The organism is Pseudomonas kielensis (assembly GCF_014236655.1).
Lineage (GTDB): Bacteria > Pseudomonadota > Gammaproteobacteria > Pseudomonadales > Pseudomonadaceae > Aquipseudomonas > Aquipseudomonas kielensis.
Map to the genome: position 1 here is coordinate 87,659 of NZ_JACMYG010000006.1, position 20,441 is coordinate 108,099.

Consider the following 20,441-nt stretch of genomic DNA (forward strand, 5'->3'; position numbering starts at 1 on the left):
TTGCCCGCGATGGCGTTCTAACGGTTTACACCGATTTACGCCAGACACTCGCCAACCAAGGCTGCTGCTCGCGCGGCAGCCCGGCGGGTCGGTAGTAGTGCTCCAGCTCGACAAAGCCCGCCTCGGTGAGCAATTGTTGCCACGCTTGAAGGTCGTGATACGCCCCGTATCGCGGGCCATTCCAGCCCTCTTGGTTGTCGCCACGGGGATTGGAACTGAACAGCACACCCCCCGGTTTCAAGGTCCCGTGCAGTTGTTGCAGCACCCGCGGCAGTTCCTGGCGCGGCACATGAAACAGCACGGCATTGGCGAAAATTCCATCAAACCGTTCGGCCGGTAGATCGAGCTTGAGGAAGTCCTGCTGCCAGACCTCACAGCCGCTGTCCTCGCGGGCCATCCGGGCAAACTGCTCAGAGCCGTCGAGGCCGACCGCGGTGTGTCCCAGGCGGGTGAACGTCTGCAAATCCCGTCCCGGGCCGCAGCCGAAGTCGAGAATCTGCAGCGGCGCCTCCCCCTGGATGTGCCGCAGCAAGGCCGCGATGTTCTGGCTGACATCGTGATCGCGGGTGCCTTCGCGAAAGCCTTCGGCCACCGAGTTGTAGTGATCCAGGGTGGTCGAGGTGATCTGTTGGAGGTCGTCGGGGGTGTGTTTCATGATCGGCTGCGCAGGCAAGGGGAGTGAGCCGAATATACCCTTTGCGGCCGAGGGTTCAACGCTTGTTCAAGCCTCGCGCCAACCGATCCCCGCCCAACTGAATCGCCGCCACCAGAATCACCAGCAGCACGATCACCGTGAGCATGATCTGGCTGTCAAAGCGCTGGTAGCCGTAACGGTAGGCGATATCCCCAAGGCCACCGGCACCAATGGCCCCGGCCATGGCCGAGGAATTGATCATGGTCACCAGGGTGATGGTGAACCCGCCGACAATCCCCGGTAGCGCTTCAGGCAGCAACACGTGCCAGATGATGTGCCAGCGGCGGCAGCCCATGGCCTGGGCCGCTTCGATCAGGCCGTGATCGACCTCGCGCAGGCTGACCTCGGCAATCCGCGCGAAAAACGGTGTGGCGGCAATGGTCAGCGGTACGACGGCGGCCCACACGCCGTAGGTGGTGCCGACGATCAGCCGGGTAAAGGGAATCAGCGCAACCATCAGGATCAGGAACGGGATCGACCTGAACAGGTTCACAAAGGCCCCCAGCGCGCGGTTCAGCGCCGGGGCTTCGAAGATCCCGCCCTTGGCGCTGGTGACCAGGATCACCGCCAACGGAATACCTGCCAGCAAGGCGATCAGCGACGACACGCCGACCATCAGGAAGGTATCGATAAAACCTTGCAGCAAACGTTCAAACCACATAACCCAGCACCTCGACCTGTTGCGCCCATGCCGCGGCGCGTTGTTGCAATTGTTCGGTACCCAGAGGCGAGCCCGACACGGCCAGCAGCAATTGCCCCAAGGCATGCCCCTGGATTCGCTCGACGCCGCCTTGCAGCAAACGCACCCGGCCACCCAGGGCGCTGAACAGTGCGGCCAGGTCCGGTTCGTCCTGGCGGCTGCCGGTGAACTGCAAGCGCAATACCACGGCGTCCTGCGCTGAGGCGGGTTGGGGTTGCAGGCGGCCTTGCAGGTCCTCCGGCAGGCTGTGTTGCAGCGGCGCCAGCAGGGTTTTGCTGACCTCGTGCTGCGGGTTGCCGAATACTTGCCAGACCGGGCCCTGCTCGACGATCTTGCCGTGTTCGAGGACCACCACCCGGTCACAGATATCGCGGATCACCGCCATCTCGTGGGTGATCAGAATGATGGTCAGGCCCAGGCGCCGGTTGATCTCGCGCAGCAGGCCGAGGATCGATTGGGTGGTTTCCGGGTCCAGCGCCGAAGTGGCTTCGTCGCACAGCAGGATCGCCGGGTCGTGCACCAGGGCGCGGGCAATGCCGACGCGCTGTTTTTGCCCGCCCGAGAGCTGTGCCGGGTAGGCCTTGTGCTTATCCTGCAGGCCCACCAGTTCGAGCAGTTCGCGGACCTTTTGCTCGCGCGCCGGTTTCGCCACGCCGGCGACCTTGAGTGGCAACTCGACGTTTTGCCACACGGTCTTGGCCGACATCAGGTTGAAGTGCTGGAAGATCATGCCGATGCGCCGGCGCAGGTGTACCAGGCGTTCTTCGTCGAACTCGCCGATGTCCACCTGATCGATCAGCACCCGGCCCGAGGTCGGTTGTTCGAGGCGATTGATGGTGCGGATCAGCGACGACTTGCCGGCGCCGCTACGGCCGATGATGCCGAACACCTCACCGCGCTGGATCGCCAGGTCGATGCCGTGCAGCGCGGCGACCGGACCTTGCTGGCCGTTGTAGGTCTTGCCCAGGCCAATGAAGCGGACGTGGGCGTGATTGAGGTCGGGGTGCAGTTCAGTCCGGACCGCGTTGTGGGGCTCTGGAATTTCCAGTCGCAGTGGGCTCGCGGCGCTCATGCTCAGCTTTCCCAACCGGCTTGGTAGAGCTTGCCGTGGGCTTTATCCAGGGCGGCGCGAACGGCAGGCGAATGCTGGTAGATGTCGACGAACTTGATCAAGCGCGGGTCGGTCTTGCTGGTGGGCTGGATGACGAACTGGATCACGTATTCCTTGTGGTCGAGACCGTCGAACAGCAGCGCGGAACCGGCGTCGAAGGTCTTGGCCAGGCGAATGTAGGCCGGGTAGCCCTGCACCAGGTCGGCGTCGTCATAGGCGCGCACCAGTTGCACGGCCTCGACCTGAAGGATTTTGATCTTCTTCGGGTTGGCGACGATGTCGTCTTCGGTGGCCTTGTAGCCGACCCCTTCCTTGAGGGTGATCAAGCCGGCCTTGGCCAGCAGTTGCAGGCCGCGACCGCTGTTGATCGGGTCGTTGGCGATGGCCACGCTGGCGCCTTCGGGCAGCTCGGCGAAACTTTTGTATTTTTTCGAATACAGGCCGACGTTGTTGATGATCCCCGGGGCGAACGGCACCAGGTCGAAGCCGGCGGCGGCCTTGGCGTTTTCCAGGAAGGGGATGTGCTGGAAGTAGTTCACGTCGATGTCGCCCGAGGCCAGGCTGACGTTGGGTGCGATCCAGTCGCTGAACTCCACCAGCTCGACTTTCAGGCCTTGCTTGCCGGCCTCCTCGACCGCGGCTTCCAGGGGAATGGCGAAGGCGGCGGTGGTGCCGACCTTCAGCGGCGCGTCAGCGGCGAAGGTCACGGAGCTGAAGAGGCCGAGGGCCAGGGCCAGTACTTTGACTGGGTGGGTGAACAAGGTGTTTTTCATGATGGGTTTCCAGTCATAGAGGTGGGGTGTTTGGGTGTGCCTGCTCGCGAAGCGGTCAGCGGCGAAACGTCGAGCCGGTGTGCTGTTCGGGCAATTGCGCGGCGCCCTGGAACAGCTTTTCGCGCAAGGTGCCGTGGTCATAGGCAGTCTTGTACGAGCCGCGGCGCTGCAACTCGGGAATCACCAACTCGATGAAATCCACATAGCTTTCCGGGGTGACAATGCGGGTCAGGTTGAAGCCGTCCAGGCCGGTTTCGGCGATCCAGGATTCCAGCTCGTCCGCCACCTGTTCGGGCGAGCCGACCAAGGTGATGTAGCGCCCGCCCAACGCGTGCTGATCGAGCAGTTTGCGCCGGGTCCAGTCATTGTTTTTCAGGTGCTGGGTGGCGGACTGGATGGCGTTGCTTTTCACGTACTGGATAGGTTCGTCCAGTGCGTACTCGGAAAAATCGATACCGGTGGAGGCGGAAAAATGCGCCACGCCGGCTTCAGCGCTGGCGTAGCTCAGGTACTCGGCGTGCTTGGCCCAGGCAGCCTCCTCGCTGGCCCCGACAATCACGTTCAAGCCCATGAACACTTTGATGTCGTCCGGGTTGCGCCCGGCGCTGACGGCGCTGGCGCGCACCTTGTCGACCTGGGCCTTGGTCGAGGTTTTGTTCTGGCCACTGATGAACACGCACTCGGCGTGTTGCCCCGCGAATTGCAGGCCACGGCTCGAACTGCCGGCCTGGAACAGCACCGGGGTGCGTTGCGGCGAGGGTTCGCACAGGTGATAACCCTCGACCTGGTAGAACTCGCCGTGGTGCTCGACCTTGTGCACCTTGCCCGGCTGCGCGTAGATGCGCTGCTTGGGGTCGTTGAGCACCGCGTCCGTCTCCCAACTGCCCTCCCAGAGTTTGTACAGCACCTGCAGGTACTCGTCGGCCTGGTCGTAGCGTCGGTCATGTTCGACCTGCTCGCTCAGGCCCATGGCCTTGGCGGCGCTGTCGAGGTAGCCGGTGACGATGTTCCAGCCCACCCGACCACGGCTCAGGTGGTCGAGGGTCGACATGCGCCGGGCGAACAGGTACGGCGGTTCATAGGTGAGGTTGGCGGTGAGACCGAAGCCCAGGTGGCGGGTCACCGCGGCCATGGCCGAAACCAGCAGCAGTGGGTCGTTGACCGGCAGCTGGATTGACTCCTTGAGCGGTACGTCCACCGAGCCCTGGTACACGTCATAGACGCCGACGATGTCGGCGATGAACAGCCCGTCGAACAGCCCGCGTTCCAGTAACTGCGCCAGCTCAGTCCAGTACTCGACGCTCTTGTACTGGGTCGAGTTGTCCCGTGGGTGGGTCCACAGGCCGTGATTGATGTGCCCGATGCAGTTCATGTTGAAGGCATTGAGGAGGATTTTTTTCTTCGCGTGCACGGGGCTGCTCATCAGATGGTCCCTCGCAGTGGCGGGTTTTCATCGTTGAGGTAGTAGTTGCCCACGGCGTGGTATTTCCAGCGCACCGGGTCATGCAAGGTATGCACGCGGGCGTTGCGCCAGTGTCGGTCCAGGCCATGCTCGGCCAGCGTCGCCTGGCTGCCGGCCAGTTCAAACAGAGTGCTGCCGGCCGCCAGGGAGATTTCGGTGCTGATGGCGCGGGCCTCGGCCACGGCAATCGAGGCGGCTGCCACGGTGTCTGCGTTGGTGGTGTGCTGAGCCTGGTCAAGGAGTTCCCCGGCACGCTCCAGCAGGGCTTCGGTGGCGTGCAGGCGGATGCTCAGGTGGCCGAAGCTTTTGAGCGTCAGCGGGTCCTGGGTGGCCTTGTCGTTGCCGGAGTCGATCCACGGGCGGGTCTTGGTCCGCACGAAGTGCAGCGCATCCTCGTAGGCAGCGCGGGCGATGCCGGTGTCGATGGCGGCGTGGAGAATCTGCGCCAGCGGGCCGACTGGGGTCGGCCGCTCGAAGGCACTTTGAAACGGCACCAGGTCGTCGGCGGATACATAGACGTCCTCGAACACCACCGAGCCGCTGCCCGTGGTGCGCTGGCCGAAGCCGCTCCAGTCGTCGATCACCGTCAGGCCCTGGCTGTCCCGGGGCACGAAGACCAGTTGCTGGACGCCGTTGTCATCGACCACCGAGGTGGGAATCCGCTGGGCGTAGAGGGCGCCGGTGGCGTAGAACTTGCGGCCATTGATGCGGTAGCCCTGGCCCTCCGGGGTCAGGCGCGTGAGCCGGTCGTGGGCGGTCTTGGTCCCCAGCTCCGCCAGGGCGTTGCCAAATCGCTGGCCGGCGAGCACTTCGGCGTACAGGCGTTTTTTCTGCGCCTCGCTGCCGTTTACCCGCAGGACTTCAAGGGCATAAAAATGGTTCTGCGGGATCTGCCCCAGGGAGCCGTCAGCCTGGGCGATCAGGGCGATGACCTTGGCCAGGGTGACGTTGGACACCCCGGCGCCGCCATATTCGCGGGGGACGCTGATGCCCCACAGGCCCGAGCGCGAAAACACTTCCAGTTCCGGATAGGGCAGGCGGCGCTCGCGGTCGCGCAGGGCGCTGTCGCGGCGTAAGTCTTCGGCCAGGTCGCTGGCGACAATAAGGGCTTGTTCATCGCTGGTAATGACCGCGACGGAATGAGAAATCGTCATGTAAATCTCCAGAGGTCTGGTCGGTCAGATCCAGGAATGCCGGTTCGGCAGGGTGCCGTTGAGGCGGTAGTCGCCCACGGCGTGGTACTTCCAGCGCACCGGGTCGTGCAGGGTGTGCACGCGCGCGTTGCGCCAGTGACGATCGAGGTTGAATTCAGCGAGGGTGGCGCGGCTGCCGGCCAGCTCGAAGAGTTTTTCGCTGGCGAGCAGCGAGATCTCGGTGGTCAGCACCTTGGCCTCGGCGACGGCAATCGAGGCGCGGGCGGCGGAGGCGGCGGTGACGGGGGCCGCGCTGACCTGATCCAGCACTTTGCCGGCCTTGCGCAGCAGTGCTTCGGCGGCGTGCAGTTCGATCTTCAATTTGCCGATGTCGGCAATCACGTACAGATCATCACTGGCGCGGTCGACCTTGGCATCGATCCACGGCCGGGCGCGGGTGCGTACGAATTCAATGGCGTCGTCGAGGGCGCCGCGGGCGATGCCGGCGTCGATGGCGGCCTGGATCAGTTGGGACACGGCACCCTGGATATTCGGGTGTTCGTTGAGCCGCCAGTTTTCCACCACCAGGTCGGCGTCGACCTGCACGTTGTTCAGCAAGACGGTGCCGCTGGCGGTGGTGCGCTGGCCAAACCCCGACCAGTCGTCCACGACCCGCAGTCCCGGCGTACCGCGACGAACAAACGCCATCACCTGCTTGCCGTCGTCGTTCAGGGCCTTGACCGCGATCCAGTGTGCGAAGAGGGCGCCGGTGGAGTAGAACTTCTGACCATTGAGCACCCAGCCATCGCCCTGGGCGGTGATGCGGGCCTTGAGTTCCAGGGTGTTCTTGCTGCCCCGTTCCGGGCCGGCATTGCCGATGCGCGAGCCGTTGAGCACGCTCTGGAACAGCTGCTGTTTCTGTGACTCGCTGGCCACGTGTTGCAGCAGGTTGAGGATGCCGAACTGGTTCTGCGGGATCTGCCCCAGGGCCGGGTCTGCCGCGGAAATGATCGCGAAGACTTCAGCCAGGGTGACGTGGGAAATCTGAGGGCCACCAAAGGCCTTGCCCAGGGTGATGCTGCCCAGACCGCTGCGGGTGAACTGCTCGATTTCCGTCCAGGGCAATTTGCGTTGCTGATCGCGGCGCGCGGCCTGCTGGCGGGCGACAGCCGCGAGTTCGCGGGCGGCGTCAAGGGCTTGTGCGTCAGTGCCCAGGACCTGTGCGGGCAGCAGCGGCGGGGCGATGTCCAGATCGCTCTGGATGTTTGCTTCGGCCAGATTGGACATCACTGCCACTCCTTGGCTGCACGCAATGCCCTGGCGATCTGCACTGGGGTGATTGTGTTCCGGACCATACCTACCTCACATCTCATGGATAAGCCGCGTTGTGCGGCGAAATCAGAATCAAGAATGTCCGGTGGTCCGGTGCATATACCCTAATCGCGTATAAAAAATTAATAAACTAACTTTTAGGAATATACATAGAAGGTCTGTGGCCTGTTGCCTCGTGGCCGGCGGGCAGCTTGGCGCCGGAGGGGCAGCAGCCGATTCGCAGCAGGCGCACGGGCGCCCAGCGTGAGTTGTTGCCCACCCGATCGAGGATGCAGTAGGTCACCTCCAGGCGACTGTCCTCGCCGGCCTCGAGAATCACGGCCGGCGGCACCCACAGGTTGATCGGTTTACCGACCTCGCCCGGCTTGATCTTGGGCAGGTCCAGGCGCACATCGCCCCAGCGCAGGGTAATTGCATCGGCAGTGGCCATGTTCAGGTAAGGCTCGATGGTCAACGGCACGCCGCGTTTCATCTGGTTCGGGTTGACCCCATGCTTGCGGATCATCTCTGGAATGCCCAAGGGCGCTAGCCCCTGGTTTTCATCGGCGCACTGGCTGTGGGGTTGCCCACCGGGGTAGTCGAGCTTGACCTGGACTCGCTTGGTCGCTGAGCGCGCCGGGTCCTGTCCGATTTGCATGACCCGATAGTGGATACCGGACCTGCCGTTGCAGATGAAACTCTCGGGCACCCGCAGGTGGATAGGGGCGCCGATGTCATCGGCCCCCAGCACCTTGGAGGCGACGTAGCAGTTGTCCCAGAACAGCTCGATCAGGTCGCCTTCGTCCATGCTGGCGTAGGGGTCAATCTCGATCAGCAGATGAGCCGCCGAGACGCCGTTGATGGCGGATCCCGACGATCGCGCCAGGCGCGGTGCTGTCAGTTCTACTTTGTTCGACAGGCAGGTCATGAGTGTTCTCCTTGAAATACCGCAGCGAAGTCCGTTTCGAAGTTGCGTTAGTTCACATTGATTCAGGGTGTCGAGTTCAAGTGATAGCCGATTGGTTAATACCGGTGTGCAGTTAATTGGCGTCTAGATAAGAGCGCGCCTGATGGGGTGTCAATAGATGAAAGTTGGGAAGGTGGTGATCCTTGGTCAATCAGAAATGTCCTACCTTAGAGGCGTTTCCAGCGCACAGGTGATTGGGGTTTTTCTCGGCTGATCAACGCTCGCGAGCTATAAAACAGGCTGTTTTCCGGGCAGCGAGACGCAGAGCCTGGGCCAAGGTACGCCACAGGAGGACAGGGGAGGAGGTATCTATTTATTCCGTGTGCGCGTAGGGGTAAATACCAGCGGGGAGGGCGATTGTTATTTGGATAAGTGTCACTTCCTTCCGTGGAAAGTGACTGTTAAAAAAGAGAAGTTGCGTGTTGCGCGCAACTTCAGGCGTTAAGGAACTTGCTGAGAAACTGCCGTGTGCGCTCTTCCTTGGGGTTGGCAAACAAGGCCTTGGCTTCGCCTTGTTCGACGATCACGCCCTTGTCAAAAAACACCACGCGGTTGGCCACATCGCGAGCAAAGCCCATTTCGTGGGTGACGATGACCATGGTGCGTTTTTCTTCCGCCAAACCACGAATGGTCGCCAGCACTTCGCCCACCAGTTCCGGGTCCAGCGCTGAGGTGGGTTCGTCGAAGAGGATGACTTCCGGCTCCATGGCCAGCGCCCTGGCGATCGCCACGCGCTGTTGCTGGCCGCCTGAGAGACGCCGCGGGTAGGCATCTTCCTTGCCGGCCAGGCCGACCTTGGCCAAGAGTTTGCGGCCCAGCGCCAGGGCCTCCTCCTTGGGAATCTTCTTGACCACCAGCGGCCCTTCGGTGACGTTTTCCAGCGCCGTGCGGTGAGGGAACAGGTTGAAGTTCTGGAACACGAAGCCCACGTGCTGGCGCAACTGGCGCACCAGGCCCTGCTGCTGGCTCAACGGGCGGCTGCCATCGATCTCGATGTCGCCGACCTTGATCCGGCCGCTGCTCGGCTCTTCGAGAAAGTTCAGGCAGCGCAGGAAGGTGGTCTTGCCCGAGCCGCTGGGGCCGATGATGGCGACCACCTCGCCTTCCTTGACCTCCAGGTCGATGCCATTGAGCACCACTTGACCCTTGAACTGCTTTGTCAGTTTTTCCACGACAATCATGGGGTCAGGACTCCTGGTCGTGCCGATTGACCCGCTCTTCCAACTTGTTCTGCAAGTGCGACAGCACCGTGGCCAGAACCCAGTAGATCAGCGCGGCGGCAAGATACATGGTGAAAATTTCGAAGGTGCGGGCGGTAATCAACTGCGCCTGGCGGAACAGCTCTGGCACCTGGATGGTCGCAGCCAGCGCGGTGTCCTTGACCAGCGAGATGAAGCTGTTGCCCAGGGGCGGCAGCGCGGTGCGCGCAGCTTGCGGCAGGATGGCTCGGCGCAGGGTCTGCGCGCGGGTCATGCCGATACTGGCCGCGGCTTCCCATTGGCCCCGTTCGATCGAGCTGATGGCGGCACGCAGGATTTCGCAGGCATAGGCGGCCATGTTCAGCGAGAAGCCGATCAAGGCCGCTGGCAGCGGATCAAGTTCGACGCCCAATTGCGGCAAGCCGTAATAGATCACGAACAGTTGCACCAGCAACGGCGTGCCGCGAAAGAACGACACGTAGATGCGGGCGATCCAGCTCACCAGCGTGAAGCGCGACAGGCGCATCAAGGCCAGGCCGAAGCCCAGCAGCAGGCCAAAGAACATCCCGCCCAGGCTGAGGATGACCGTGTAATACGCGCCCTTGAGCAGAAAGGGCGCGGAGTCCAGCGCGAGTTGGAAAGCCTCTCCCATTACTGAGTGACGTCAGCGTTGAAGTATTTTTCCGAAAGCTTCTTCAGCGTACCGTCGGCACGCAGCTTGTCGATCGCCTTGTTCACTGCGGCCAGCAGCTCAGGCTCGCCTTTGCGCAGAGCGATGCCGGCTTCCTGGCGAGAGAACGCTTCACCGGCAGCGGTGGTGTCCTTGGCTTTCTTGGCGTATTCCAGCGCGGCAAGGCGGTCGATCAGGATGGCGTCGATGCGGCCGACACGCAGATCCTGGAACTTGGTCGGATCGTCTTCGTAGGTGCGCACGTCAGCGGTCGGCACGTTGGCTCTAACCCACTGTTCGTAGTTGGTGCCCAGGCCCACGCCGACTTTCTTGCCGCCCAGATCGGCAGCGGAGTTGATGTTCAGTTCCGCAGCTTTCTTGGTCAGTACCAGGGCCTGAATCCCGGAAACGGTGTAGGGCTCGGAGAAGTCGTACTTCTTCTTGCGCTCTTCAGAGATGGTCACCTGGTTGATCACCGCATCCAGGCGCTTGGACTCCAGGGCGGCGAGGATGCCGTCCCACTTGGTCGGTTGCAGTTTGACCTTGACCCCCAGCTCCTTGGCCAGGGCTTCGGAAAATTCGACTTCAAAGCCGGCCAGCTTGCCGTCGGCATCGACAAAACTGAACGGTGGGTAGGTGCCTTCCAGGCCGACGTTGATCACGCCCGCGTCCTTGATCTTTTGCAGTTGCTCACCGGCCACCGCTTGCCCCAACAGACCGGCACCGAGTACCAGGCCCAGCGAGCCCACCAGCAGATTTCGACGAAATGCGGAAAAATTCATGACAAGCCCCTGTGTTTTTTATGAAGACGTTTTTTATGAAGCAGGCAAAATCGGGAATTCCACATCCTGCCCTATAAGCAGCGTATGCGTCTCGCGCCAATTGCGCCTGCGGCGAGACTATAGGGCGGGATTTTTAGACTTGAAAATAATATAAAGTAACTTTGTTATTCCTTTTAAAACTATGTGATTGGCTCGCGCAGGGCTGTCGGGCACGATCGCGAGCAAGCTCGCTCCTACATGATGGGGGGCTGGTTTCAGGCGAACGATGCGGTGTAGGCAAACAATGCCGGAGCGCCGCCGGTGTGCAGGAACAGGATAGGACCCTCATCGAAACGCTGGCGGCCGATTCCGTCGAGCAGACCGGCCATGGCCTTGCCGGTGTAGACCGGGTCGAGCAACAGGCCTTCCTGGCTGGCCAGCAGCTTGACCGCAGCCAGGGTGCCGGCACTCGGCTCTCCATAACGGGGGGCGAAGTACTCGTCCCACAGGTGCACCTTGAAACTCGCCGGCAACTGGATCCCCAGCAGTTCGGCGGTGCGTTCGGTCAAGCCCTGGACCTTGGGGCGCTGGTCTTCATCGGTGCGCGAGACGGTGACCCCGATCACCGGCAGCTCCGGCAGCACTTCACTCAAGGCCAATGCCAGGCCGCTGTGGGTGCCGGCACTGCCGGAGGCCAGGACCACGGCCGCAAAGTGCAGGCCGGTGTCCTTGATCTGTTCAGCCAGCTCCAGCCCCGCCCGCACATACCCCAGCGCACCCAAGGCATTGGAGCCGCCAATCGGCACCAGGTACGGCTGCTTGCCGTTGCTGCGCAGGCGCTCGGCCAAGGCTTGCAACTGTTGGTCGGCGTTGTCGAGGTTGTCCACCAACTCGACCTTGGCATCGAACAGGTCCAGCAGCAGGCGGTTGCCGTTGCCCAGGTAGTTGCTGTCATCCGTGCCGATCGGGTTTTCCAGCAGGGCGACGCAGCCCAGGCCGAGCTTTGCAGCAATCGCCGCCGTCTGGCGCACATGGTTGGACTGGATGGCCCCGGCGGTGATCAGGGTGTCGGCGCCTTGGGCCAGTGCGTCGGCGGCCAGGTATTCGAGTTTGCGCAGCTTGTTGCCACCCATGGCCAGCGGCGTCAGGTCGTCACGCTTGACGTAGACCTCGCGCCCCAGCCAGGTCGACAGCCGCTCGAGCTTTTCCAGGGGGGTGGCGTTGACGAGAAGATCCAGTCGGTGAAAGCGAGCGAGCTGTTGTTTGATCATGGGGCCGCACGGGTAGTAAGAGGTGTCTGGACTATAGGCAGGCCGTTTTACCCGGGCAACCGCCAATCGCTTATTCCTAAAAGTGCTGAGGCCCGCACAATTCGTTCTTAATTACCGTTTGTGACCATACCGTAAAGTGACTGCCATTCAGGCGGCCTGGCATGGGGCCGCTGCGTGCGAGGAGTTTTGACCGTGAGTGAGCGTTCCAGCCATTGGCAATTACAGACCATCGTCAGCCAACTGCGCGTAGCCCGCGACCAGTGGCGTGCGCAAAATGGTCGCAGCAGCGGTGAGCAGGGTGGTCGTGAGCTGCCATCGCGCGCCGCGATGGCGGAGATCCTCGAAGCCCTCTGTGGCGCCTTGTTCCCGATGCGCCTGGGGCCGGTGGACTTGCGCGAGGAGAGCGAGGACTTCTACGTCGGACACACCCTGGATGTGGCCTTGAATGCCCTGCTGGGCCAGGCGCGGCTGGAGTTGCGTTATGTCGCCAGGCAAACCGCCCAGGTCGATACCGAGGTCGAGGCGCGGGCCATCAATCTGATCCAGGATTTCGCCCTGGCCTTGCCCGAGCTGCGCAGCCTGCTGGACTCCGACGTGCTCGCCGCCTATCACGGCGACCCGGCAGCCCGCAGCGTCGATGAGGTATTGCTCTGCTACCCGGGGATCCTGGCGGTGATTCATCATCGCCTGGCGCATCACCTGTACCGGGCCGGCCTGCCATTGCTGGCGCGGATCAGCTCGGAAATTGCTCACTCGGCCACCGGCATCGACATCCACCCCGGCGCGCAGATCGGCCGCAGCTTCTTCATCGACCACGGCACGGGCGTGGTGATCGGCGAGACCGCGATCATCGGCGAGCGCGTGCGCATCTATCAGGCCGTGACCCTGGGCGCCAAGCGCTTTCCGGCGGACGAGGACGGCCAGTTGCAGAAGGGGCATGCGCGTCACCCGATCGTCGAGGACGATGTGGTGATCTACGCCGGTGCGACCATCCTTGGACGAATCACCATCGGCAAGGGCTCGAGCATCGGCGGCAACGTCTGGCTGACCCGCAGTGTGCCGCCTGGGAGCAACCTGACCCAGGCCAATCTGCAGCATGATGATGGGACGCAGAAGTAAGCCTGCGGAGTCTTTTGATCCTGGGTTTGGGGGGATCCGCTGCTGCGGTGATGGCGGCTTAGGGTTCCGCCCTTACCCCTGACCCACCGCCATCCCGGGCAAGCCCGCTTTCACAGGGGGGGTGATCCCCGTTAAATCGTGGATGGCCATTTGCTCAATATCCGTTGAACGATTCCGCTCAACCTCACGTCATACCCTTCCTTGAGCTAGCGTACGACAGTACCGCCGAGCCTTGGAATTAGTCCTTAGTGCCCTATCCATGTTTAACTTGAACGTTCATTCAAGTTAAACCGGTGGTTCGCTGCCCGCTCACAACAGGAGGCTTGCCTTTGCTGAGTCCGAAATTTACAGCCATGTTTTACCCACAGAAGGTGCACCGTCCATGAGTGCATCCGCTACCCCTCCCAGCGGTCAAATCCGCATGAATCCGCCGGTGTTTTATTTCGCGGCGAGTTTCATCCTGCTGTTCGGCCTGGTGGTGATCGCCTTCCCGCAGCAGTCCGGTGCCTGGCTCCTGGCGGCACAAAACTGGGCGGCCAACACGGTCGGCTGGTACTACATGCTGGCAATGACCCTGTATCTGGTCTTCGTGGTGGTCACCGCCTTGTCTGGCTACGGCAAGATCAAGCTCGGTGCCGACCACGACGAGCCCGAATTCAGTTACCTGTCCTGGGCCGGCATGTTGTTCGCCGCCGGGATCAGTATCACGCTGTTTTTCTTCTGCGTTTCCGAACCCCTGACGCATCTGTCGCTACCGCCCCAGGGCGAAGCCGGCACGGCCGATGCGGCGCGCCAGGCGATGCAGATTCTGTTCCTGCACTGGGGCCTGCACGGCTGGGGGGTGTTCGCCTTTGTCGGCATGGCCCTGGCGTACTTCGCCTACCGGCACAACCTGCCGCTGGCCCTGCGTTCGGCGCTGTACCCGCTGATCGGCAAGCGCATCAACGGCCCGATCGGCTACGCGGTGGATGGCTTTGGCATTATCGCCACGGTGTTCGGCCTGGGCGCGGACATGGGCTTTGGGGTGCTGCACCTCAACTCCGGCCTCGATTACCTGTTTGGCGTCGCGCACACCCAGTGGGTCCAGGTCGGGCTGATCACCTTGATGATGGGCGCGGCGATTATCGTTGCCGTCGCGGGTGTGGATAAGGGCGTGCGGGTGATGTCCGACATCAACATGCTGCTGGCCTGCGCGCTGTTGCTGTTCGTGTTGTTCGCCGGCCCCACCCAGCACCTGCTCAATACCTTGATCCAGAACCTTGGCGACTACCTCGGCGCCTTGCCGATGAAGAGCTTCGACCTCTACGCCTACGACAAACCCAGCGACTGGCTGGGCGGCTGGACGGTGTTCTATTGGGCCTGGTGGATTGCATGGTCGCCCTTTGTCGGGCTGTTCATTGCGCGGATCTCCCGTGGCCGGACCATCCGTGAATTTGTCTTCGGTGTGTTGCTGATTCCACTTGGCTTCACCCTGGCGTGGATGTCGATCTTCGGCAACAGCGCCATCGACCAGGTGCTCAACCACGGCATGAGCGAGCTCGGCATGTCGGCCATCGAAAACCCGTCGATGACCCTGTACCTGCTGCTGGAAACCTACCCGTGGAGCAAGACGGTGATCGCCGTGACGGTGTTCATCAGCTTCGTGTTTTTTGTGACCTCCGCCGACTCCGGCACCGTGGTGCTCTCGACGCTGTCGGCCAAGGGCGGCAATGCCGATGAAGACGGGCCGAAATGGCTGCGGGTGTTCTGGGGGGCGATGACCGCGCTGGTGACCAGTGCGCTGTTGTTCGCCGGCAGCATCGACTCGTTGAAATCGGCGGTGGTCCTGACCTCGCTGCCGTTCTCGATGATTCTGCTGTTGATGATGTGGGGGCTGCACAAGGCGTTCTACCTTGAGTCGCAGAAGAAAATTGCGCAGATGCACTCCCTGGCGCCGGTCTCGACCTCGCGCCGTGGCAAGGGCGGCTGGCGCCAGCGCTTGAGTCAGGCCGTGCACTTCCCGTCCCGCGATGAGGTGTATCGCTTCCTCGAGACCACGGTGCGCCCGGCGATCGAGGAAGTGACGGCGGTGTTCGTCGAGAAAGGGGTGAACGTGGTCGCGCAGCCGGACCCGGCCAACGACAGCGTCAGCCTGGAAATCGGTCATGGCGACCAGCACCCGTTCATCTACCAGGTGCAGATGCGCGGCTACTTCACGCCGTCGTTCGCCCGTGGCGGCATGGGCCCCAAGGAGCTGCGCAACCGCCGTTACTACCGCGCCGAAGTGCACTTGAGCGAGGGCAGTCAGGACTACGACCTGATGGGCTACACCAAGGAGCAGATCATCAACGACATCCTCGACCAGTACGAGCGCCACATGCAGTTCCTGCATCTGGTGCGTTGAGCGGGGCCGGGCTGCTCAGGTGTTGCTCATGGTCATGAACAACACCAGGGCAGCCACCGGCACGGCAAACACCATGAACCCCACCATCAACTCATGGATCACTGAGTGCCCGGCAACCATCACGCCGATGGCGCCGTTGATCGTCGTCAGCGCCAGCCACAGCACGATAAAGCTGTAGGTCAGGGTCTGTGGGCTGAAGCCCAGCTGCTGGCCGATGAACAGCATCAGCGCCAGCAGGGCCAGGCCGAAGGCGATAATGATGGTGCTGTGCATGGTTGTGCGCTCCTGTGCGTCCTATCGAGCATAGGCGTGCTTCGCCCAAATGCGGTTTAGACCTGCGTGTCGCCAGCCTGATCCAGTGCCCGCACAACCGACACATGGCGCCACGGGTTCGGGTATTTGTCGATTGGTTGGCTGAGGTGTTCGCGCAGGCGCGTTAGCCGGTGGTCTGGAAAACAATCGCTGGTTTGCGCCCGGCTGTTCTATATCTTAGTGTGTATCGTGTGTATTGATCCGTATGCCTGTCGCGTACAGTTGTCATCGACGCTGATGACAAAGGGCGAAGGTGATGCGCAGTCGAGAAATGATCAGGATGATCGAAGAGGACGGTTGGTATTGGGTGGCAACTAAAGGCAGCCACCATCAATACAAACATCCGCGCAAACCAGGGAGAGTGACGATCAAGCACCCTGACGCGGATCTGCCCAAGGGAACAATTAACAGTGTTTTGAAACAGGCGGGCCTGAAATGAACCCGCAATCTATCGATAAAAGTCCCGATGAGGGCGGATTGGAAGGGGCTATCTCCATGAAATTCCCAGTCGTGCTACACAAGGATCCCGACTCCGATTACGGCGTGATTATCCCGGATGTCGGCGGTTGTTTCTCCGCGGGTGAGACGGTTGCGCAGGCGTTGGATAACGTCAAAGAGGCACTGGCGCTGCATTACGAAGGGTTGGTCGCCGATGGCGATCCGTTACCCCAGGTGCATGAGATTGACCAACACTTCCAGAACCCGGATTACGCTGGGGGGATTTGGGCGGTGGTGGAATTTGACGTGACCCCGTATTTCGGCAAATCAGTGCGGTTTAACGCAACGTTGCCGGAGCAGTTGCTTGAGCGCATCGACCAGACCGTGAGGCGCGATCAGCGCTACAGCTCGCGTTCCGGTTTTTTGGCCGCGGCGGCTTTACGTGAGTTATCGGTTTAAACGCTGGGCCGGCCTGAGCAAAAAGCCAATCGTTGCCGCCCCGGCAACGATTCAGTTAAAACGGCACATCCCCCAGCACCGTGGCCCGATGCATCACCCGCCGGGCCGGGCGGTAGTCGTCCACTGCGAAGTGCTGGGTCACGCGGTTGTCCCAGAAGGCCACGTCGTCGGTCTGCCAGCGCCAGCGGATGGTGAATTCCGGGCGGGTGGCGTGGGCGAACAGCAGCTTGAGGATGGCTTCGCTTTCGCTGTCCGAGAGCTCATTGATCCGGGTCGTGAAACCTTCATTGACGAACAGCGATTTGCGCCCGCTGACCGGGTGCGTGCGGATCACCGGGTGTGACAGCGGTGGGTTTTTCTTGCGCGTGGCTTCCCATTGTTCGAGCGCTTGCGGGGTGTTGCCAAAGCGCTCCAGGGGGAAGGATTTGACGAAGTCGTGGGTGGCGCTCAATCCCTGCAACAGGACCTTGAGGGGCTCGGACAGGGCCTCATAGGCCGCGATGCCGCTGGCCCACAGGGTGTCGCCACCGAAGGCTGGCAGCAGCTTGGCACTGAGTACCGCGCCCAGGGCCGGCGTCGGCAGGAAGGTCACGTCGGTGTGCCAGACGGCGTTGTCGCGCACATCGGTTTGGGCAGTGTCGAGGATCAGCACTTCAGGCTGTTCCGGTACGTTGGGGTAGATCGGGTGAATGTGCAGGTCGCCGAAGTTGGCGGCAAAACGCGCCTGTTGCTCTGGGGTAATCGGTTGATCGCGAAAGAACAGCACCTGATGCTTGAGCAGGGCTTGCTCGATGGCGTCGCGCTGTTCGACGTTCAGGGGCTGGGCAATATCGACGCCACTGATCTGCGCGCCGAGGGCATGGCTCAAAGGGGTGATGGTCAGGCGGCTCATGGGGCTCTCTTCAATCCGGGTGCCGACGTGTCGGCATAGTCAATTCAATGGGTCTGGCCGTGCCACGGCACCAGTTTGCGTTGCAGGGCACGCAGGCCCATCTCCATGGCAAAGGCAATCAGTGCGATCACCAGGATGCCCAGGACCACGACGTCGGTGACCAGGAACTGCGCGGCCGACTGCACCATGAAACCCAGGCCGCTGGTGGCGGCAATCAGTTCGGCGGCGACCAGGGTCGACCAGCCCACACCCAGGCCGATGCGTACACCGGTGAGGATGTCCGGCAAGGCGCTGGGCAAGATCACGTGGCGAATCAGTTGTCCCCGGGTGGCGCCCAGCGACTGCGCGGCGCGCAATTTGGTCGGGTCGACGGTGCGTACGCCAGTGGCGGTGGCGATGGCAATCGGAGCAAAGATCGCCAGGTAGATCAGCAGGACCTTGGACAACTCGCCGATGCCGCACCAGATCACGATCAGGGGCAGATAGGCCAATGGTGGAATTGGCCGGTAGAACTCGATCAGCGGATCAAGCACGCCCCGGGCGATGCGGTTGTGACCGATGGCAATGCCCACCGGTACGGCGGTCAGCACGGCAAATCCCAGGCCCAGGCCGATACGCTCAAGGCTGGCGCCCAGGTGTTGCCACAAGGTTGCGTCCATATAGCCGCTGGTGGCCAGCAACCACCCCTTTTGCAGCACCGCCGAGGGGGGCGGCAGGAACAGTGGCTCGATCAGGCCCGTTGCGGTCACGGCCCACCACAGCGTGATCAGGCTGACCAGGGTCAGGACGCTGATCCAGCGGGTGCCCAGGCGGCGCCGCAGTGGCGGGGGGCTGGCCGGGCCGGATGTCTTGGTCGATGCAGGCGCAATCTCATAGGTACTCATGCGCGCTCCTGCCGCTGGGCGGCGCTGCGTTGCGAGAACACACGGGCAAGCACGTGTTCGCGGGTTTCGATGAAGCGCGGGTCGGATTTGATCGCCCGTGCCGATTCGCCGGCGGCATACCGCTGACCGAAATCCAATGCCAGGCGTTCGACGATTTGCCCGGGGTTGGGCGCCAGCAGAATCAGGTCGGTGGCCAGGAACACTGCCTCTTCGATGTCGTGGGTAATCAGGAACACCGGCTTGGCGGTACGTCGCCAGACTTGCAGCAACAGCTCCTGCATCTGTTCGCGGGTGAACGCGTCGAGGGCGCCGAAGGGTTCGTCCATCAGCAGCACTCGCGGGTCGGCCGCGAGGGCGCGAGCCAGGCCGACGCGCTGTTTCTGGCCGCCCGAGAGCTGCCAGATGCGTCGGCTGTCAAAGCCGGCGAGGTCGACCAGGGCGAGCATTTCCCGCGCCCGGACTTCACGCTGGGCGCGGGGGACGCCGGCCAGTTCCAGGCCGAAACCCACGTTGGCCAGCACGTCCTGCCAAGGCAGTAATGCATCGTCCTGGAACACCACGCCGCGTTCGGCACCTGGGCCTTTGACGGGGGCGCCGTCGAGGGTGATGCGCCCGGCGCTGGGTTGGACAAAACCGGCGATCAGGTTCAACAGCGAGGTCTTGCCACTGCCGGACGGGCCGAGGGCGACCAGCAGTTGCTGGGGCCCCAGGGTCAAGGAAATATCCGCCAGTACCGGCTCCGGGCTGCCTGGGTACTGTGCGCTGATGCGCTCCAGCTGTAGCAAGGCCATCGCGATGCACTCCGATCAGTGGGTGATGTATTGGGCGCTGACGTAGGGCGCGTAGTCCGGTAGCACGGCTTCGACCTTGCCTTGTTCCTTGAGGAAGGTGGCGGTGTCGGTAATGGCCTTGGTGGTCGGTGCGCCCAGGGTGATCACCTGGTCAGCCGCCAGCGGGTAGACGTTGCCTTGCAGCAGCAGCGGAATGTCGCTGGCCTTGGCCCCGGACAGTTTCACCAGCTTGTCGACGTTGCCCTGATTGGCGAGCCAGGCTTGCGGGTCTTTGCGGTAGTCGGCGTAGGCGTCGAGGGTGACTTTGGCGAAGGCGGTGACGATTTGCGGGTGCTTCTCGGCGAAGTCCTTGCGCACGATCCAGGCGTCGAAGGTCGGAGCGCCGAACTTGGCCAGTTCGCCGGAAGTGATCAGCACCTTGCCGTTTTCCTTGGCGACGCCCAGGGCTGGGTCCCAGACGTAGGTGGCGTCGATGTCACCCCGTTTCCACGCGGCGATGATCGCTGGCGGAGCGAGGTTGAGTACGGTGACTGTCGACGGATCGATGTTCCAGTGCTTGAGTGCGGCGAGCAGGCTGTAGTGACCGGTGGAGACAAAGGGGACGGCGATCTTTTTGCCGACCAGGTCTTGTGGGGTCTTGATCCCGGAACCGTCGCGGGCGACCAGGGCTTCGGCGCCGCCGATCTGGGTGGCGATAAGGAACGTCTGGACCGGAACTTTGCGGGTGATTGCCGCAGTCAGCGGGCTGGAACCCAGGTAGCCGATCTGCACGTCGCCGGAAGCGATGGCGGCGATGATGTCGGCACCGTTGTCGAATTTGCGCCAGTCGATCTTGGCGTTGGTGGCTTTTTCGTAGGCGCCGTCGGCCTGAGCCACTTTGGCCGGGTCAACGGTGGTTTGGTAGGCGACGGTGACGTCGGCCGCCTGGGCGAAAAAGCTCGCCGCGGCCAGGGATGCGGCCGCCAGGAGGCGTAGGGGGAAGTGCAGTTTCATCATCAAGTCCTCATCAGGCGGCCGGGATTTCGGCGAGTGATGAGACTAAATGATCTAAGAATTCGAAAATAAATAACTTTTTCGAATTAGCTTATGAGGCAAAAGATCGCAGTCTGTG

The 20,441-nt window shown here is 62.3% G+C and carries 21 protein-coding genes; 4 read left to right on the forward strand and 17 right to left on the reverse strand.

From position 1 onward, the window contains the following. Positions 1 to 25 precede the first annotated feature (25 nt). The 12 genes from H7995_RS07980 to H7995_RS08035 form a co-directional block, all read right to left on the reverse strand. Complete coding sequence (locus tag H7995_RS07980) at positions 26 to 655, reverse strand: class I SAM-dependent methyltransferase (protein ID WP_166590271.1); 630 nt, start codon at positions 653 to 655, stop codon at positions 26 to 28. Positions 656 to 710: 55 nt separating this feature from the next. Beyond that, entirely contained in the window at positions 711 to 1,355 is a 645-nt protein-coding gene (locus H7995_RS07985; RefSeq protein WP_182343061.1) for a methionine ABC transporter permease, read from the reverse strand. Then, the gene (locus tag H7995_RS07990) at positions 1,345 to 2,466 is read right to left on the reverse strand and encodes a methionine ABC transporter ATP-binding protein (RefSeq protein ID WP_185818214.1); all 1,122 of its coding nucleotides are present in this window, start codon (positions 2,464 to 2,466) and stop codon (positions 1,345 to 1,347) included. Before H7995_RS07990 ends, H7995_RS07985 begins: the two co-directional genes overlap by 11 nt. A gap of 2 nt (positions 2,467 to 2,468) precedes the next feature. Continuing rightward, positions 2,469 to 3,278, reverse strand: a complete 810-nt coding sequence (locus H7995_RS07995; RefSeq protein ID WP_185818215.1) for a MetQ/NlpA family ABC transporter substrate-binding protein — start codon at positions 3,276 to 3,278, stop codon at positions 2,469 to 2,471. 55 nt (positions 3,279 to 3,333) lie between these two features. Then, positions 3,334 to 4,701 (reverse strand): LLM class flavin-dependent oxidoreductase, encoded by a 1,368-nt coding sequence (locus H7995_RS08000; protein ID WP_182343067.1) that lies wholly within the window; start codon positions 4,699 to 4,701, stop codon positions 3,334 to 3,336. Next, on the reverse strand, positions 4,701 to 5,894 hold the full coding sequence (locus H7995_RS08005) for an SfnB family sulfur acquisition oxidoreductase (protein WP_182343069.1): 1,194 nt from the start codon (positions 5,892 to 5,894) through the stop codon (positions 4,701 to 4,703). The genes H7995_RS08000 and H7995_RS08005 overlap by 1 nt, the downstream gene beginning before the upstream one ends. Before the next feature lie 24 nt (positions 5,895 to 5,918). Continuing rightward, positions 5,919 to 7,160 (reverse strand): SfnB family sulfur acquisition oxidoreductase, encoded by a 1,242-nt coding sequence (locus H7995_RS08010; RefSeq protein WP_166590277.1) that lies wholly within the window; start codon positions 7,158 to 7,160, stop codon positions 5,919 to 5,921. 175 nt (positions 7,161 to 7,335) lie between these two features. After that, a complete protein-coding gene (locus H7995_RS08015) occupies positions 7,336 to 8,112 on the reverse strand; it encodes a hypothetical protein (RefSeq protein ID WP_232534574.1) in 777 nt (258 codons plus the stop codon). Positions 8,113 to 8,585: 473 nt separating this feature from the next. After that, a complete protein-coding gene (gene tcyN, locus H7995_RS08020; RefSeq protein ID WP_166590278.1) occupies positions 8,586 to 9,332 on the reverse strand; it encodes an L-cystine ABC transporter ATP-binding protein TcyN in 747 nt (248 codons plus the stop codon). Positions 9,333 to 9,336: 4 nt separating this feature from the next. Continuing rightward, complete coding sequence (tcyL, locus tag H7995_RS08025) at positions 9,337 to 10,002, reverse strand: cystine ABC transporter permease (RefSeq protein WP_166590279.1); 666 nt, start codon at positions 10,000 to 10,002, stop codon at positions 9,337 to 9,339. Next, positions 10,002 to 10,802 (reverse strand): cystine ABC transporter substrate-binding protein, encoded by an 801-nt coding sequence (gene tcyJ, locus H7995_RS08030; protein ID WP_166590280.1) that lies wholly within the window; start codon positions 10,800 to 10,802, stop codon positions 10,002 to 10,004. The genes tcyL and tcyJ overlap by 1 nt, the downstream gene beginning before the upstream one ends. A 254-nt stretch (positions 10,803 to 11,056) precedes the next feature. Then, a complete protein-coding gene (locus H7995_RS08035) occupies positions 11,057 to 12,052 on the reverse strand; it encodes a D-cysteine desulfhydrase (protein ID WP_166590281.1) in 996 nt (331 codons plus the stop codon). Positions 12,053 to 12,244: 192 nt separating this feature from the next. Here H7995_RS08035 and epsC point away from each other — a divergent pair, with 192 nt between their 5' ends. Then, positions 12,245 to 13,171 carry a serine O-acetyltransferase EpsC gene (gene epsC / locus H7995_RS08040; RefSeq protein ID WP_166590282.1) on the forward strand — a complete coding sequence of 309 codons (927 nt, stop codon included), beginning with the start codon at positions 12,245 to 12,247 and terminating at the stop codon, positions 13,169 to 13,171. A gap of 421 nt (positions 13,172 to 13,592) precedes the next feature. Continuing rightward, positions 13,593 to 15,554 carry a choline transporter BetT gene (gene betT / locus H7995_RS08045; protein ID WP_166590325.1) on the forward strand — a complete coding sequence of 654 codons (1,962 nt, stop codon included), beginning with the start codon at positions 13,593 to 13,595 and terminating at the stop codon, positions 15,552 to 15,554. Positions 15,555 to 15,569: 15 nt separating this feature from the next. On the opposite strand, the gene H7995_RS08050 is transcribed toward betT, so the two are convergent. Further along, a complete protein-coding gene (locus H7995_RS08050; RefSeq protein ID WP_166590283.1) occupies positions 15,570 to 15,827 on the reverse strand; it encodes a hypothetical protein in 258 nt (85 codons plus the stop codon). Between the two features lie 295 nt (positions 15,828 to 16,122). Here H7995_RS08050 and H7995_RS08055 point away from each other — a divergent pair, with 295 nt between their 5' ends. Together H7995_RS08055 and H7995_RS08060 are read left to right on the forward strand one after the other, a co-directional pair. Further along, entirely contained in the window at positions 16,123 to 16,305 is a 183-nt protein-coding gene (locus tag H7995_RS08055; RefSeq protein WP_166590284.1) for a type II toxin-antitoxin system HicA family toxin, read from the forward strand. 56 nt (positions 16,306 to 16,361) lie between these two features. Further along, on the forward strand, positions 16,362 to 16,763 hold the full coding sequence (locus H7995_RS08060) for a type II toxin-antitoxin system HicB family antitoxin (protein ID WP_095167490.1): 402 nt from the start codon (positions 16,362 to 16,364) through the stop codon (positions 16,761 to 16,763). 55 nt (positions 16,764 to 16,818) lie between these two features. Here the strand turns inward: H7995_RS08060 and tauD are convergent, their stop codons facing one another. From tauD to tauA, 4 genes are read right to left on the reverse strand one after another with little or no spacing between them, the layout of a single operon-like run. Further along, a complete protein-coding gene (tauD, locus tag H7995_RS08065; RefSeq protein WP_166590285.1) occupies positions 16,819 to 17,655 on the reverse strand; it encodes a taurine dioxygenase in 837 nt (278 codons plus the stop codon). A gap of 44 nt (positions 17,656 to 17,699) precedes the next feature. Next, on the reverse strand, positions 17,700 to 18,539 hold the full coding sequence (tauC, locus tag H7995_RS08070; RefSeq protein WP_166590286.1) for a taurine ABC transporter permease TauC: 840 nt from the start codon (positions 18,537 to 18,539) through the stop codon (positions 17,700 to 17,702). After that, on the reverse strand, positions 18,536 to 19,330 hold the full coding sequence (gene tauB, locus H7995_RS08075; RefSeq protein ID WP_166590287.1) for a taurine ABC transporter ATP-binding subunit: 795 nt from the start codon (positions 19,328 to 19,330) through the stop codon (positions 18,536 to 18,538). The genes tauC and tauB overlap by 4 nt, the downstream gene beginning before the upstream one ends. 15 nt (positions 19,331 to 19,345) lie before the next feature. Next, a complete protein-coding gene (tauA, locus tag H7995_RS08080; RefSeq protein ID WP_166590288.1) occupies positions 19,346 to 20,323 on the reverse strand; it encodes a taurine ABC transporter substrate-binding protein in 978 nt (325 codons plus the stop codon). Positions 20,324 to 20,441 lie beyond the last annotated feature (118 nt).